The sequence below is a fragment of the Agrobacterium sp. 22-214-1 genome (assembly GCF_053522465.1).
Window position 1 is genome coordinate 526,567 of sequence record NZ_JBNWCK010000001.1, and the last position, 14,529, is coordinate 541,095.

The 14,529-nt window shown below is 59.4% G+C and carries 18 protein-coding genes; 6 read left to right on the plus strand and 12 right to left on the minus strand.

The window, feature by feature from the left end:
* Positions 1-31: 31 nt before the first annotated feature.
* The 6 genes from ACQZ5G_RS02680 to ACQZ5G_RS02705 are packed head-to-tail and all read right to left on the minus strand — an operon-like array spanning position 32 to position 5,893.
* Positions 32-1,240, minus strand: coding sequence for an aspartate transaminase (locus ACQZ5G_RS02680; RefSeq protein ID WP_448736906.1), 1,209 nt, complete (start codon positions 1,238-1,240; stop codon positions 32-34).
* 36 nt (positions 1,241-1,276) lie between these two features.
* On the minus strand, positions 1,277-2,020 hold the full coding sequence (locus ACQZ5G_RS02685) for a branched-chain amino acid ABC transporter ATP-binding protein (RefSeq protein ID WP_448734983.1): 744 nt from the start codon (positions 2,018-2,020) through the stop codon (positions 1,277-1,279).
* Positions 2,010-2,783, minus strand: a complete 774-nt coding sequence (locus tag ACQZ5G_RS02690) for an ABC transporter ATP-binding protein (RefSeq protein WP_312357757.1) — start codon at positions 2,781-2,783, stop codon at positions 2,010-2,012. Before ACQZ5G_RS02690 ends, ACQZ5G_RS02685 begins: the two co-directional genes overlap by 11 nt.
* Complete coding sequence (locus ACQZ5G_RS02695; RefSeq protein WP_448736907.1) at positions 2,780-3,766, minus strand: branched-chain amino acid ABC transporter permease; 987 nt, start codon at positions 3,764-3,766, stop codon at positions 2,780-2,782. Before ACQZ5G_RS02695 ends, ACQZ5G_RS02690 begins: the two co-directional genes overlap by 4 nt.
* A 42-nt stretch (positions 3,767-3,808) precedes the next feature.
* Positions 3,809-4,681 (minus strand): branched-chain amino acid ABC transporter permease, encoded by an 873-nt coding sequence (locus tag ACQZ5G_RS02700; protein WP_035217353.1) that lies wholly within the window; start codon positions 4,679-4,681, stop codon positions 3,809-3,811.
* Between the two features lie 21 nt (positions 4,682-4,702).
* The gene (locus ACQZ5G_RS02705; protein ID WP_448736908.1) at positions 4,703-5,893 is read right to left on the minus strand and encodes an ABC transporter substrate-binding protein; all 1,191 of its coding nucleotides are present in this window, start codon (positions 5,891-5,893) and stop codon (positions 4,703-4,705) included.
* A 298-nt stretch (positions 5,894-6,191) separates the two neighbouring features.
* On the opposite strand from ACQZ5G_RS02705, the gene ACQZ5G_RS02710 reads away from it, so the two are divergent.
* Both ACQZ5G_RS02710 and ACQZ5G_RS02715 read left to right on the plus strand, forming a co-directional pair.
* Positions 6,192-6,332 carry a DUF1127 domain-containing protein gene (locus tag ACQZ5G_RS02710; protein WP_080853169.1) on the plus strand — a complete coding sequence of 47 codons (141 nt, stop codon included), beginning with the start codon at positions 6,192-6,194 and terminating at the stop codon, positions 6,330-6,332.
* Positions 6,333-6,480: 148 nt separating this feature from the next.
* On the plus strand, positions 6,481-6,918 hold the full coding sequence (locus ACQZ5G_RS02715; protein ID WP_137003493.1) for a GNAT family N-acetyltransferase: 438 nt from the start codon (positions 6,481-6,483) through the stop codon (positions 6,916-6,918).
* 42 nt (positions 6,919-6,960) lie between these two features.
* Here ACQZ5G_RS02715 and ACQZ5G_RS02720 read toward each other — a convergent pair whose 3' ends face one another.
* On the minus strand, positions 6,961-7,611 hold the full coding sequence (locus tag ACQZ5G_RS02720; RefSeq protein WP_448736909.1) for a glutathione S-transferase family protein: 651 nt from the start codon (positions 7,609-7,611) through the stop codon (positions 6,961-6,963).
* Between the two features lie 101 nt (positions 7,612-7,712).
* Positions 7,713-8,924 carry an MFS transporter gene (locus ACQZ5G_RS02725; protein WP_262535244.1) on the minus strand — a complete coding sequence of 404 codons (1,212 nt, stop codon included), beginning with the start codon at positions 8,922-8,924 and terminating at the stop codon, positions 7,713-7,715.
* A gap of 244 nt (positions 8,925-9,168) precedes the next feature.
* On the opposite strand from ACQZ5G_RS02725, the gene ACQZ5G_RS02730 reads away from it, so the two are divergent.
* Complete coding sequence (locus ACQZ5G_RS02730) at positions 9,169-9,825, plus strand: peroxiredoxin (RefSeq protein WP_035217366.1); 657 nt, start codon at positions 9,169-9,171, stop codon at positions 9,823-9,825.
* A gap of 54 nt (positions 9,826-9,879) precedes the next feature.
* Here ACQZ5G_RS02730 and ACQZ5G_RS02735 read toward each other — a convergent pair whose 3' ends face one another.
* Positions 9,880-10,332, minus strand: a complete 453-nt coding sequence (locus ACQZ5G_RS02735) for a DUF5680 domain-containing protein (RefSeq protein ID WP_448736910.1) — start codon at positions 10,330-10,332, stop codon at positions 9,880-9,882.
* A 167-nt stretch (positions 10,333-10,499) separates the two neighbouring features.
* Here ACQZ5G_RS02735 and ACQZ5G_RS02740 point away from each other — a divergent pair, with 167 nt between their 5' ends.
* Genes ACQZ5G_RS02740 through fghA form a run of 3 tightly spaced genes read left to right on the plus strand, consistent with a single transcriptional unit; the run spans position 10,500 to position 12,502 of the window.
* Positions 10,500-10,955, plus strand: a complete 456-nt coding sequence (locus tag ACQZ5G_RS02740) for a YaiI/YqxD family protein (protein ID WP_448736911.1) — start codon at positions 10,500-10,502, stop codon at positions 10,953-10,955.
* A gap of 25 nt (positions 10,956-10,980) precedes the next feature.
* On the plus strand, positions 10,981-11,640 hold the full coding sequence (locus ACQZ5G_RS02745; RefSeq protein ID WP_003523623.1) for a DUF1345 domain-containing protein: 660 nt from the start codon (positions 10,981-10,983) through the stop codon (positions 11,638-11,640).
* A gap of 28 nt (positions 11,641-11,668) precedes the next feature.
* The gene (gene fghA / locus ACQZ5G_RS02750) at positions 11,669-12,502 is read left to right on the plus strand and encodes an S-formylglutathione hydrolase (RefSeq protein WP_003523621.1); all 834 of its coding nucleotides are present in this window, start codon (positions 11,669-11,671) and stop codon (positions 12,500-12,502) included.
* Between the two features lie 60 nt (positions 12,503-12,562).
* Here the strand turns inward: fghA and ACQZ5G_RS02755 are convergent, their stop codons facing one another.
* The 3 genes from ACQZ5G_RS02755 to ACQZ5G_RS02765 all read right to left on the minus strand — a co-directional run bounded on the left by ACQZ5G_RS02755 (position 12,563) and on the right by ACQZ5G_RS02765 (position 14,515).
* Positions 12,563-12,952, minus strand: a complete 390-nt coding sequence (locus ACQZ5G_RS02755) for a RidA family protein (protein WP_448736912.1) — start codon at positions 12,950-12,952, stop codon at positions 12,563-12,565.
* A gap of 219 nt (positions 12,953-13,171) precedes the next feature.
* The gene (locus tag ACQZ5G_RS02760; RefSeq protein ID WP_035264048.1) at positions 13,172-13,660 is read right to left on the minus strand and encodes a hypothetical protein; all 489 of its coding nucleotides are present in this window, start codon (positions 13,658-13,660) and stop codon (positions 13,172-13,174) included.
* 60 nt (positions 13,661-13,720) lie between these two features.
* Positions 13,721-14,515 carry an ATP12 family chaperone protein gene (locus tag ACQZ5G_RS02765; protein WP_448736913.1) on the minus strand — a complete coding sequence of 265 codons (795 nt, stop codon included), beginning with the start codon at positions 14,513-14,515 and terminating at the stop codon, positions 13,721-13,723.
* Positions 14,516-14,529: the final 14 nt, after the last annotated feature.

The following is a 14,529-nucleotide window of genomic DNA, read 5'->3' on the forward strand; positions in this document are numbered from 1 at the left end:
AAAAAGCCTCCTTTGGGCCAAGCGGTCTGTCTTACCGCAGGGCCGCCACCGCACGCTCGATGCGGTCGCATGCATCCTCCAGCACCTCCATGGAGGTGGCGAAGGAAATGCGGAAATAGGGCGAGAGGCCATAGGCAGCGCCCTGAAGAGCCGCCACGCCGACGCTGTCGAGGAGATAGAGGACGAAATCGAGATCGTTTTCGATCACCTTGCCATCCGCCGTCGTCCTGCCGATCACCCCGGCGCAGCTCGGATAGAGGTAGAAGGCCCCGTCAGGAACCATGCAGGAGAGGCTGGGGATCGCGTTGAGACGCGCGCAGGCGTAGTCGCGCCGCTGTTTATAGACCGCGACGCTTTCCGTCACGAATGTCTGGTCGCCGGAAAGCGCATGGGCGGCGGCGGCCTGGCTGACCGAGGAGGGGCAGGATGACATTTGTGACTGCAACTTGTTGATGGCGGCGACGAGTGCTGCCGGCCCTGCCCCGTAACCGATCCGCCATCCCGTCATGGCATAGGATTTTGAAACGCCGTTGGTCAGAAGCACCCGGTCCTTCAGTTCAGGAACGACGGTAACGAGGGTTTTCATCGGCTCGTCCCTGAACCAGACCTGATCGTAAATATCGTCTGATAGGACCATGACATGCGGATGGCGCAGCAATACGTCGCCCAGCGCCTTCAGTTCCGCTTCGCCATAGGCAGCACCCGTCGGGTTCGAGGGAGCGTTGAGGATCAGCCACAGCGTCTTCGGGGTGATGACCGCTTCCAGCGCTTCAGCCGTCAGTTTGAACCCCGTTTCCTCCGGGCATGCGACAATGACGGGCGTGCCGTCATTGGCGATGACCATATCGGGATAAGATACCCAGTAGGGAGCCGGGATGATGACTTCCGCGCCGTTTTCCACGCTTGCCATCAGCGCCAGAAACAGGATCTGCTTGGCGCCACCGCCAACGCAGATTTCGCTATCGCCATAGGTGATGCCGAGGCGCTTCTGAAAATCGCCGATGATCGCCTTGCGAAGAGCCGGTGTGCCGTTAACGGCGGTGTATTTGGTTTCGCCCCGGTCGATGGCGGCGTGTGCCGCGGCCTTGACGGCCTCCGGTGTGTCGAAATCCGGCTCGCCCACGGTCAGGTCAGCGATATCGCGGCCGGCGGCCTTCAATTCGCGGGCGCGGGCCGCCGCCGCCGTGCTTGGCGAAACCCTAATTTTCGACACGCGTGATGCTGGCACGAAAGTGCTCATGGTCTTCCCTCGTCTCAATCTAAAGCTTTGGACCTGTCAGTGCGCGGCTTCGAGTTCGCCGCGCATCTTTCCGGTGAGGAACAATTCCCCAAGTTCATCATGGGTGATCTCCGCCGGCGTGCCGTCCCAGATCACCTTGCCGAGACGGAGAATGACGGCGCGCTCAGCCACCTCCATGGCCTTTTTGGTGTTCTGCTCGACAAGCAGGATGGTCATGCCATTCGCATGCAGCCGCAGCAGCTCGTCGAACACGATGCCGATTGCGGCCGGCGACAGGCCGACCGAGGGCTCATCCACCAGCAGCACCTTCGGCCGTTGAAGGACCGCCATCGCCACTTCGAGCAATTGCTGCTCGCCGCCCGACATATTGCCCGCGAGCGTCGAGCGCCGTGTCTTCAGGATCGGGAAAAGGTCGTAGACATAGTCCCGGTCCGCCTTCACCTTCGCATCGCGAATGGTATAGGCGGCCATCTGCAGGTTTTCATCGACCGTCATGACCGGAAAATTGCAGCGTCCCTGCGGCACGAAGGATATGCCCTCGCCCAGAATGGCGCGCGACGACAATCCGGCGATATTTTTGCCACGCCAGTCGATGCCGCCTTCCTTGATGGTCGTCATGCCATAGAGCGTCTTGAGCAGGGTGGATTTTCCCGCCCCGTTCGGCCCCATGAGGGCCACGAATTGCCCGGCCGGCACATCCAGATCGACGCCGTTCAGGATATCGAGATTGCCGTAACCCGCGCGCAGGCCCTTGATGGAAAGATTGCTGTCAGCCGCCAAGATAGGCCTCCCTCACACGCTGGTCCTTGATGATGTCATGCGGCAGTCCCTCGACGAGTTTCGTTCCCTGATCGAGCACGACGACGCGCTGGCAGATGCTGGTGACGACATCGATATTATGTTCGATGACGAGGAAGCTCACGCCGAGCGATTTATTCGCATATTGGATCGTCTCCACCACACGCTCGATGATCTTCGGATTGATGCCCGCCATCGGCTCGTCGAGCAGGATGAGCTTCGGCTCCGGCATCAGCATGGAAGCGAACTGGATGAGTTTCTGCTGGCCGCCGGACAGATTACCGGCGGGCTGGTGGCGAACGTCCCAGAGGCCCGCCATCTTGATCAGTTCGCGCGCCCGCTCTCTCAACCCGGCCACGCGTCGGCGCGACATGCCGCCAAGGCCGAAGGTCGACAGCAGCGAGGGAAAGGTGAACATCTGGCCGGCGATGATGAGGTTCTCCTCCACATCGAGCGCCTTGAAGGTCACTGTCTTCTGGAAAGACCGCAGCATGCGGCCTTCGCGGGCGATGCGGTTGAGCGACCAGCCGGTGATATCCTGCCCGTCCAGTATCACCTTGCCGGTGTCCGGCCGGGCAAGCCCGGTGCTGCAATCGAAGAAGGTGGATTTTCCCGAGCCGTTAGGCCCGATCAGTCCGGCGATCTCGCCGCGATTGATGTGCATGCTGACATCGTTGACCGCCTTCACCGCACCATAGGACTTGCTGAGGTTCTTTATCTCGAGGATGGGAAGATGAGCCGTCATTTCGAGCCTCCGATCGCGTTCCAGAAGCGATTAATCAGGGGAGCAAAGCCCTTTTTGAACCAGAAGACGAGAACGAGAAGGCAGAAACCATAGGCGATCATCCGCACTTCTGGCGCGACGCGCAGCGCCTCCGTCAGACCGACGAAAAGCAGGCTGCCGAACACGGTCCCCGAAATCATGCCGGCACCACCGCCAAGAACGATGATCAGCATCGTCGTGGAATAATACATCTGGAAGGTCAGCGGGCTGACCACCGTGAGGTAGTGGGCATAGAGGCTGCCCCCTACCCCGGCAAAAACGGCGCTCAGCATGAAAACGATCAGCTTGTAGCGCCAGGTCGGAACGCCGAGGGATTCCGCCAGCGTTTCGTTTTCGCGAATGGCAACCATGTTGCGGCCGGCCGGTGAGCGGACGATCGCCCATGCGGCAAGCGTTCCCAGCACGCAGATTGCCAGAGCCAGATAATAGAAACTGGTGGTTCCACTGACCGTGAAGGAGAGCGGGCCAAGCTCGAAATAGGGTTTCGGTATGCCGGAGAGGCCCATGTCGCCGCGGGTCAGCGAAATCCAGTTCTTTGCGATTGCCTGGCCGATGATGACGAAACCGAGCGTACACATGACGAAGGATGTCGAGCGGAGACGCAAAGCCGGAATGCCGAGCGGCAGGGCGAGCGCACCGGAGACTAGGCCGGCGGCAATAAGGTTCACATAAAACGGCGTTTCATAGTGAACCGCCAGCAGGCCGGCCGTATAGGCGCCGATGCCGAAGAAAGCAGCCTGCGCCAGCGAGAGCAGGCCGGTATAGCCGACGAGCAGATTGAGCCCATGCGCCGGCAGCATGAAGATGAGTGCGATGATCAGCGAATGGGTTACGTAACGCGTGCCGATGAAGGGCGCGGCAAGTGCAACGATAATCAGGACGGCGGCGAGCGGAATGCGCAGATCGCGGCGGCGTGCCTGGGGAACGGTGTCTGTGAGAGACATGTCTAGTCCTCAAAATTCGAGAAAATTCGGCTGGCGCGGCTTCTAAAAGCGCGCCTGCGTCGAAAACAGGCCGTGCGGACGCCACATCAGCATCAGGATCAGCGTTGCGAAACCCACCGTGTCGCGGAATTGCAGCCCGACATATGTGGCGACGAGGCTTTCGGCGATGCCGAGGATCATGGCCGCGAAGAAGGTTCCCCGCACATTTCCAAGACCGCCCATGATGATGATCGGCAGGGTCTTGAAGGTGATAAGCTCCCCCATGCCGCCATAAACGCTGACATTGACCGGAGCGGTCAGAACGCCCGAAAGTGCGGCGAGTGCGGCCCCGAGGATGAAGGTCCTCAAAACCACCTGGGACACATCGATGCCGACCACGCCACAGCATTCGACATTCTGCGAGACGGCCCGCATCGCCATGCCGAGACGGCTATAGGTGACCATCAATTCCAGACCGACGAAGACGATCAGACACACGACGAGAATGAGCACGCGCTGCTGCGCCAGCGTGAAGCCGAGGATGGAAATCGGCTCGATATAACCGCCAGCGAAAAACTTGTAGCCGCCGCCGAAGACAAAAATGATCGTGTTTTGCAGGATCAGCGCGATGCCGAGGGTGGCGAGAACGCCGGACTCCGCCGGCGCCCCCACCATTCTGCGCATCACCAGCTGGCCGACCACATAGGCCACGACCACGGTGGAAAGAACGCCGACGACGATCGAAGCCTCATAGGAAAGGCCGAGATAATCGATGGCGAACCACGCCCCGAAGGTTCCGAGCATGTAATATTCGCCATGAGCGAAGTTGATGGCTCTCAGCACCCCGAAAATCATGGTCATGCCGACGGCGACGATCGCGTAGACGGAACCGGTGACGATCCCGTTTACGACTTGCTCGAGAATTGTCGAGAACATGGCTGTACCCCTCCCGGTCTATCAGTTCGCAGGGTACTGGATTTCCGCCGTATAAGCGCCCTTGATGCTGGGCTTGCCGTTCTCGATCTGGAGAAGGATCATCGGAAGGCGCGCCTGATTGTGATCGTCGAAGGTCACTTCGCCGACCGGGCTCTTGTACTTGATCTTGGAGAGCGCTTCGCGGACGGCGTTGCGGTCGGCGCCTCCGGCTTCCTTGATCGCCTGGGCGAGCAGGTTGACGGTATCCCAATGCACATAGGCGTGATTGTTCGGCGCTTCCTTGTATGTCGCGGTGAATTTCTCGACGAAGGCTTTGCTGGCGGGACTATCGAACTGCGGCAGCCAGGCAGCGGCCTCAACAGCACCTTCCATGGCTTTCGGCGCGGATTTGATCGTCTTTTCGGTGTTGAATTCACCGTTGCCGATCAGCACGACCTTGCCGGCAAGCCCGAGTTCCAGCATCTGGCGGGCAACGATTGGCGTGGTATCGGCCAGACCATACATGATGATCGCCTGCGCGCCGTTATCGCGGATCTTCGCCAGCACGCTGCGGAAGTCGACCTCGCCTTCCTTGTAATAATCCTCGCTGAGAATTTCGCCCTTGAAGTCCGGCAGGTATTTCTTGGTGAAGGTGATGGCGGAGCGGCCGTAGTCGCTATCGACCGAAAGGACGGCGAATTTGGTGAAACCACGCTGTTCGGCGGCGTATTTCGCCACGACGAGCGCACGGTTCTCATCCGTTGGATAATTGCGGAATGTCCATTTGAAACCGCCGACGCCCGCCTGATAGGTGATCTTCGGGTTGGAGGACGCGGCGTTCAGCAGCAGAACCTCGGCATCCTCGGCGACAGGCTGCATCGCAAGCGTCACGGAGCTGGAGACGTCGCCGATGACGAAATCCACCTCGTCCTGATCGATCAGGCGGCGGGTGGCCGAAACGCCTTCGACCGGCGTGCCCTGGCTGTCGGCGTTGAAAAGTTCGATCTGCTGGCCATTGATGCCGCCGGCCGCGTTGATATCCTTTACCGCGAGTTCCGCGCCGTGCATGGAGAAAGCGCCGTAGCGCGCATTCGGGCCGCTCATCGGCGCGACGAGGCCGAGCCTTATCGTGTCGGCCGCATAAGCTGCGGCGGAGAGCGCCGGCGACAGGCTCAGGATCGGGGCGACCGCTGCGGAAACCAGTAGAAGTCTGCGAGTAATACCGTTTTTCATGTTCCCACTCCTTTTCGGATTTATCTGTTCCGGCTTTGGCCGGGCGAGCTTTTGCCGCTTTTGCGGTTCTTGTCGATCAACGTCATGCTAATCTTTCAGGCAGAGTAGGTTCATCGCCGGATATTTTGCCAACACAAGTCCTTTCTGCCGCTATAGCGTTTCCTTATGCCGGCAGTTGTTTCCCCCTATCCAGACGTCGGGTTTCGATTTTTGCATGTCTTCCATGCAGGCAAATGCCTGTATTTTTCGCGTCAGAATGGGCATATTTTATGCAACTTCATCACTGGAAACCACGAAAATGAAACTTCACGAAACCGTTCGAAACTATTTCCGCAACCGTCGCGCCGTGGCCGAACTGAGCGCGCTCGATGACAGAAGCCTTTCCGATATCGGCGTCAGCCGCTCGCATATCCGTTCCGCCGTGGAAGGCCGCCGCTAACAGACAGAAACGGTCGCCTTCATGGGCGTCCGCGCGCAGCACGGTCTTCAGGTGCTGAAAATTGCGCCTCAGAATCAGTAAAGCTCCTGTAGAACTCTTCTCCACATATTGGGCAGCGCTTTCAGAGCGCGGCCAAGAGGAGAGTCGAATGAACCAACCCGATTATTCCCCCGACTATTCCATTGTCGCGAGAACTCCGTCTGTCGAAGACTATCTGCGCCTTCGCGCCGTGGCCGGGCTAAGCCCCTTCTCACGGGAGGCGGCGGAGAAGGGTTTGCGGGGCACGGTCTTCTCCGTGCTGGTTCTGCATGCAGGGTCCGCCATCGGCATGGGCCGGCTGATCGGCGATGGCGGCTGCTTTTTTCAGGTCGTGGACATTGCCGTCGATCCCGCCCATCAGGGCCGGGGCCTGGGCAAGGCGGTCATGGAGGCGCTGATGAGCCATGTAAAGAGCGAATTTCCCGCTTCGGCCTATGTCAGCCTGATTGCCGATGTGCCGGCAAACAGGCTATACGAAAAATTCGGCTTCAAGGAGACCGCGCCGAGGTCGCTCGGAATGGCCTATCGCGTCAGCACCTCGGCCTGATCGCCGGCAGTCGGCAGCGAGCGTCCCTCAGCTTGAGGTGGTTCAGCCGTTCGATGCAGCTTTGAAAATCGCCAACTGATCGGCAAAGGCGCGTTTATAGGCGGGACGCGCCTCGCCTCGGGCGACATAGGCCGCGAGATTAGCGTATTCATCGAGAATGCCCGAACTTTTTATCCGTTGCAGCACCGATATCATCAACAGATCACCGGCGCTGAATGCGCCGTCGAGCCACTCGGCCTTCCCCAGTCGACTGGACAATTCGCCGAGCCGCTTGCGAATACGTTCATCGACGATCTGCAGGCGTTCGCCGTGCCAGCTTTTGTCCCTTTCAAGAAAGCCGGTGACAAAATGCTCGACAATGGGCGGTTCCATGGTGCTGAGTGCGGCGAACATCCACATGATCGCGCGCCCCCGCGCATTCGCATCCTGCGGCAACAGGCCGGCATGGCGTTCGGCTATATGGAATATGATCGCACCGGATTCGAACAGGACGAGATCGCCCTCCTCATAGGTCGGGATCTGCGCGAAGGGTTGAAGCGCGAGATGCGCCGGTTCCCGCATCGCCTTGAAGGAAAGGAGGCGGACGTCATAAGGCTGGCCCACTTCTTCGAGTGCCCAGCGGACGCGCATGTCGCGGGCGAGACCCTTGCCGCCATCGGGCGAACGTTCAAAAGCGGTAATGGTGACTGTCATTGCTGTTCTCCATCACTCCCTACCCCTGCTCTCGCCTGACGTTGTGTCACACTATGCGTTGGGATGAGCGAAAACAACGTCGTCGTGTTTTCGGCACAGGCTCAGGCGGCGGTGCGCTTTCGACGGGACACCCAGATCAACACCGGCAAGGCGGTAAAAGACAGTGCGGCGCCCGCCAGGAACGTGCCGAAGGAACCATGGATGTCCCACAGCAAGCCCGCGATGACATTGCCCACCAGCACCGCCAGACCTGTCATCAGATTGAAAACGCCGAAGGCCGTTCCCTTAAGGTGTGGCGGCGCCGTTTCCGCAATCAGGGCCGCGAGCAGCCCCTGCGACAGGCCCATATGCAGCCCCCACAGAAGGATGCCGAACAGGAACAGCGGAATGGAATTGGCGTAGGCGAGCGTCAGATAGGAGGCCGCCAGCACGGCCACGCTCGCAGCGATAATTCCCGTGCGGCCGATCCTGTCCGAAAGCCGGCCGGCGGGATAGGCAGTCAGGCCATAGACGGCATGCATGATGACCATCGTGATCGGTATCCATGCCGGCCGGAAACCCGCCTCTTCGGATTTTAGCAGCAGGAATGCTTCGCTGAAACGCGCGAAGGTCAGGAGCGACGCCGCGATGATGACGATCCAGACCGCCTGATTGAGTTTCGCAAAATCGGCGAGCCGGAATGGCTTTTCGGCTTTTGGTCTTGCGGGCGCATCCGGTTCCTTCACACCGGCGATGAGGATGAACACAGCAAGGAAAGCGGGAATGACGGCGATCCAGAAAATGGCGAGCACATTTTCGCTGAGCGCGAACATCAGCCCGATGGCCGCCAGCGGTCCGATGAAGCCGCCAACCGTATCGAGCGACTTTCTGAGCCCGAATGCGGCGCCACGAATTTCGGGCGGCGTCACATCGGCAATAAGGGCGTCGCGCGGCGTTCCGCGAATGCCCTTGCCGACCCGGTCCACCGCCTTGGCGGCGACGATCCAGCCAAGCGAGGTGGCGAAGGGAAAAGCGAGTTTCGAGATTGCGCCGAGACCGTATCCAAGCACGGCGAGCATTTTCCGCCGCCTCGTCCAGTCCGCGATAATCCCGGAAAACAGCTTGGTCGTGGTGGCGATGGCAACCGACATGCCCTCGATGAAACCGACAGTGACCGCGGAAGCGCCGAGACCGGAAACGAGATAATAGGGCAGCAGCGTCTGCACCATTTCCGAAGAAATATCCATCAGAAGGCTAACGATGCCGAGCACCCAGACCGTCGCTGGAATGCGTGCCCGAACCGTCGCAGAAACAGGCGCAGAAGAAGTCGTCATGATGCCCCCCGATCGTCTCTGGAATAATCATGTCCCCCTGAAACAATCAACCGTGCGGATATCGTGCAACCGCGACAAACAGGGAAAATCAGGGCAATCAAATCTCCGTGGGGCTGAAGCAAATACCGCCGAAGCCCGATGAAAGGGCTGGCCATTTCACGCAAAAACTCTAAGCTCCAGCGCCGGACACGGATTGCCGAGAACCATCAGTTTTCAGTTCAAATCATTAGGGAGAAAACATCAGATGAGCCTGCGTATCAACGACATAGCACCCGACTTCACCGCCGAGACCACCCATGGTCCGGTGAGCTTCCACGACTGGATCGGCGACGGCTGGGCGGTCCTGTTTTCGCATCCGAAGAACTTCACGCCCGTGTGCACGACGGAACTCGGCGCGATGGGCGGCCTGCAGCCGGAATTCGAAAAGCGTGGTGTCAAGATCATCGGTATTTCGGTCGATCCGGTCGAAAGCCATGAAAAATGGAAGAACGATATTCGCACCGCGACCGGTTTCAACGTCGATTATCCGCTGATCGGCGACAAGGACCTGAAGGTCGCCAAGCTTTACGACATGCTGCCGGCCGGGGCTGGCGACAGTTCCGAAGGCCGCACGCCTGCCGATAACGCCACCGTGCGCTCCGTCTTCGTCATCGGTCCCGACAAGAAGATCAAGCTGGTCCTCACCTACCCCATGACCACCGGCCGCAACTTCGAGGAAATTCTTCGCGCGATCGATTCCATCCAGCTCACCTCCAAACATCAGGTGGCGACACCGGCCAACTGGAAGCAGGGTGAAGATGTCATCATCACCGCCGCCGTTTCCAACGAGGATGCGATTGCCCGTTTCGGTTCTTACGACACGGTTCTTCCCTATCTGCGCAAGACCAAGCAGCCCGGCTGATTTGAAGCCTGTGATGGGGCGGTGAAACGTCATCGTCCCATCCAGCCGCATCTCTCATGGCCTTATGATCCCGCCATGATAGTCAAGCCGGTACGTCTCGACATGGCCCCGGTAAATGCGCTCTATGCCGGTGAAGGACCGGAATTCACCTTCATTCGTATCGACATAGACCAGATTTTCCACCGGGTGGGTGAAACCGCCAAGGAACCGGCCCTGACGATAGAGCGTGGAAAGCGACCGCTGAATGACGCTGCCGGCCGTGGCGCCGTCGATCATGTCAGGCCGGAGGATGCGGCCGTAATAACTCATCGCCCACACCGCCGTTCCCTCATGCCAGACGACCTCCTGGCCGATGAAATCGGTTCCCCCGAAATAGCTGTCGATATAGTGCCAGTCGCCGCTCTGATAACCGAGATCGTGCGATCCCTTGCGGGTGGGCGTCGCGGATTTGTTGCCGCCGCCGACATAGGTGGCGGACTTCGCCTGCACGATGAACTCTTCCAGCATGGGAAACCTTTCGGGATAAGAACATAAAGTGAACATAGGCGATTTTCAGGGTGGTCGCAAGTGCCGCCCCTACCCGGCATCGACCCCGCATTTCAGCAATGGCGGGCTTGGTAATCGCGGCGTTTGCGCTTAGAAGCGTGACAGGAATTATCTCAAAAAGAGTGCCCATGCCGCAAAACCCGCAAATCTATGTCGATGCCGATGCCTGCCCCGTGAAGCCGGAGATTCTCAAGGTGGCGGAGCGGCATGGGCTGGAAGTGACCTTCGTTGCCAATTCCGGTCTGCGGCCATCGCGCGATCCCATGGTGAAAAACGTCATCGTATCGGCCGGTTTCGACGCGGCGGACGACTGGATCGCCGATCATGCCGGTGAGAACGATATCGTCATCACCGCCGACGTGCCGTTGGCCGGCCGCTGCGTCGCCAAGGGTGCGCTGGTGACCGGGCCGACGGGCCGCGTTTTCGACCAGTCGAATATCGGGATGGCGACAGCAATGCGCGATCTTGGCGCGCATCTGCGCGAAACCGGTGAAAGCAAGGGATATAATGCGGTTTTTTCACCGCGTGACCGCTCCGCTTTTCTGGAGACGCTTGACCGTTTCTGCCGCCGTGTCAAAAAATGACGGCGCCAACGGAAAGGTGCCGCCCATGACCCCGGCCAATATGAAAAGCAACAGCTATCGCCGCCATCAACCTTTCGTCATTGCTTTTTTGGTCGGCGCCGTGAGCCTCGGCCTGGCGCTGGTTTTTGCGCCGCCGCTGGCGATAGAGATCGCGGCCGTTCTGTTCTTCCTGACCTATCTCACCCTGATCGCCTTTCGCCTGTCGGGCCTGACGGCGCAGCACCTTAAGGCCCATGCCGATAGCGACGATCTGCCTGCGGTCGCTATCATCGCCGTTACGCTGCTAGCCGTTGCCGTCGCGGTGGTATCGCTGTTTCAAGCTCTCAACCATACGGGCGAGACTGTCTGGACGCTGCTCATCGCCTTCGCGTCGGTTATCTTCGGCTGGCTGACCATCCACACCATGACCGCCCTGCATTACGCCCATCTTTACTGGCGGCCGGCCATGGTGGACGGCAAACGCCAGCATCGCGGCGGCATGGATTTTCCGGGCACGAAGGAGCCCTGCGGTTACGACTTTCTCTATTTCGCCGTAGTGATCGGCATGACGGCGCAGACGTCGGATGTGGGGATAACCACGACCGCCATGCGCAAGGTCACGCTGCTGCACTCCATCGTTTCTTTCTTCTTCAATACGGTTCTGGTGGCGGCGGCAGTCAATGCAGCCGTCTCGCTTGCGGGCTGAACCGGGAAATTTCACAAGGAATGGCTTCATGAACATTATTTCGCAAAATACGGCCTTTGGCGGCATGCAGGGCGTATTTTCGCACACATCGGAAACCCTGAAATCTGAGATGAGCTTTGCGGTTTATGTGCCGCCGAAGGCGATCCACGAGCCCTGCCCTGTCCTGTGGTATCTTTCCGGCCTCACCTGCACCCATGCCAATGTCATGGAAAAGGGCGAATATCGCCGCATGGCCTCCGAACTGGGGCTGATCATCGTCTGCCCGGATACCAGCCCGCGCGGCAACGATGTGCCGGATGAGCTGACCAACTGGCAGATGGGCAAGGGCGCCGGATTTTATCTCGATGCCACGGAGGAGCCCTGGTCCGAGCACTACCGGATGTACAGCTACGTGACGGAAGAACTGCCTGCCCTCATCGGCCAGCATTTCCGTGCGGATATGAGCCGCCAGGGCATTTTCGGCCATTCGATGGGCGGCCATGGCGCGATGACCATTGCGCTGAAGAACCCCGAGCGTTTCAAGAGCTGCTCCGCCTTTGCACCGATCGTGGCTCCCTCTTCGGCCGACTGGTCCGAGCCGGCGCTGGAAAAATATCTCGGTGCGGATAAGGCCGCATGGCGTCAATACGACGCCTGTGCGCTGGTTGAGGACGGTGCGCGTTTTCCCGAGTTCCTGATCGATCAGGGCAAAGCCGATAGTTTTCTTGAAAAGGGCCTGCGCCCCTGGCTGTTCGAAGAAGCGATCAAGGGCACGGATATCGGCCTGACGCTGCGCATGCATGAGCGCTACGACCACTCATATTATTTCATTTCCACCTTCATGGATGACCATTTGAAGTGGCATGCGGAGCGGCTGGGATAAGGATGGAGAAGCAGGCTGGCGGCGCCCTGTAAGCGCCGCCGTTTCGGATTTAACCTGACGTTACGGGATGCGGGCAATGACCTTGATCTCGAAATCGAAGCCGGAAAGCCAGTTGACGCCGACAGCGGTCCAGTTCGGGTAAGGCTTTTGGCTGAAAATCTCCTGTTTCACTGCCATAATCGTTCCGAACTGGTTTTCCGGATCCGTATGGAACGTCGTTATATCCACGATATCGTCGAAGGTGCAGCGCGCCGCCGCAAGTGTGGCCTTGAGGTTTTCAAAGGCCAGCCGGACCTGACGTTCAAAATCAGGTTCAGGCGTTCCATCGGCACGGCTGCCGACCTGGCCGGAAACGAAAAGAAGGTCACCGGATCGGATAGCTGCGGAATAGCCATGCTCCTCGTAAAGGGCATGCCTGTTAGTGGGGAAAATTGCTTCGCGTGCGGTCATTGTGCATCTCTCTTTTGGCTGAGTGGTCATGGACGCGAGAAGCGTTGCTCCTTCTAAAAGAAGGCTTCGGACGCCCATTTACATACGTTACGTATGCCAGATAGTTACATACGCGCCGCATTTCAATTACATATACGCAACGTATGTGAATTTTAGAGCACCGATGATGCGCCTGAAATGCGGACAAATAGGCGTCACGCGTCGCCTTTTGTGTCCTGCTTATGGAAACAGAGCCGTCGCCAGCGTCGTCGGGCCGGGCCGGTTCAGTCTGAATTCGCGGATCACGCGTTCGGCGACGCCATAGGCAAGTTCCTGCTCTATCGACTGATTGTCGAAGCTGACGACGGTGGCGGTGAATTTGGCTTCCGCGATCACCTCTCCCGTCGCGACGGCTGCGGCGCGGACGATGACTTTGGCCGACGCCCTTTCCCCGAACAGGAACGGGCCGCGTGTAACGGATGCGAGACGGATGGTCAGTACCACGCGCGGCCGGGTTTCTCCACGCGCCGTGGTTTTGATCGCATTCTGCACCTGCGCATGAATGGACTGCATCAGCGCCGGAGCGACATCCGGGCGTGCGGCGACGAATGCGCCGCGCACATCGTAAAGCAGGCGGTCGGTATTGGTCGCTTCCGGTTCCAGCCTGAAAGACATGAGCGTGAAACACGCCAGCACAAGAATGCCAAGGCGTTTCAACGAGGTGGTCATGATCAGCGGCTCCCCTAACGTGAGGTAACCGCATATTCGATCATCAGGGTTAGAAAAGCGTTAAGGCGCGCTCTTCAGGGACTCCAGAACATTGAGTGCCGCGCGCATGTCGACAAGCCTGACGGCGCGGCGCTCCAGCGCCTCCTCGTCCTCGCCCCATTGCTCGGCGGTCCAGTCCTCGTCCAGATGGGCAAGCGCCCAGGCTTCCTCCAGCGTCAGCTCCCCTTCCGCCAGCGCCAGCGCCAAAATGGCGGAGCCGGTCAGCGACGTCATGGTGTGAAGAGCGGCAAGCGCAATCGGTGTATCGTATTTCTTCAGCGTTACCGCAAAAGCCGCGATGGCTTCGCGCGGCTGGTCCTGATGCATCACGCCTTCGACGAGAATGAAGCGCGCTCCGAGCACATTGGCCGCCCAGTCCAGAACCGGATCCCAATGGTCCGTCTGCCGCGCAACCAGCGCTTCCGGATCGCCGGCGCGATAGCAGAGGAGATCGGAAGAGGAAAAACGCAGTATGTCTTCGAAAACCGCCTGAGTGTCGTTGGCGACGCCATCAATGGCCGTGTTCACATGCCGGGAAACGGGCATGACCACCGGATTGACCACTTCTTTCTGGGCATCCCACTCGTCGCGAAGCAGTTCCGCGAGCGCGCGCGTCGGGACGGTCAGCGGCTTCTTGGCGGGGGTGCGCAGCGGCTTGCCATCGAGAAGGATGGTAAAGCCGCCCTCCTGCGCCTCGCCGACGGTGACATCCTTATAGAACCGCTTCGGCAGAGGCTTCTGCATCTGGATCTGCGCGCGCAGGATCGGGTCGGGATGGCTCAGGCCCTCCGAAAGGTCGTTCAGGAGATCACGCATTGCACGTCCTCGTC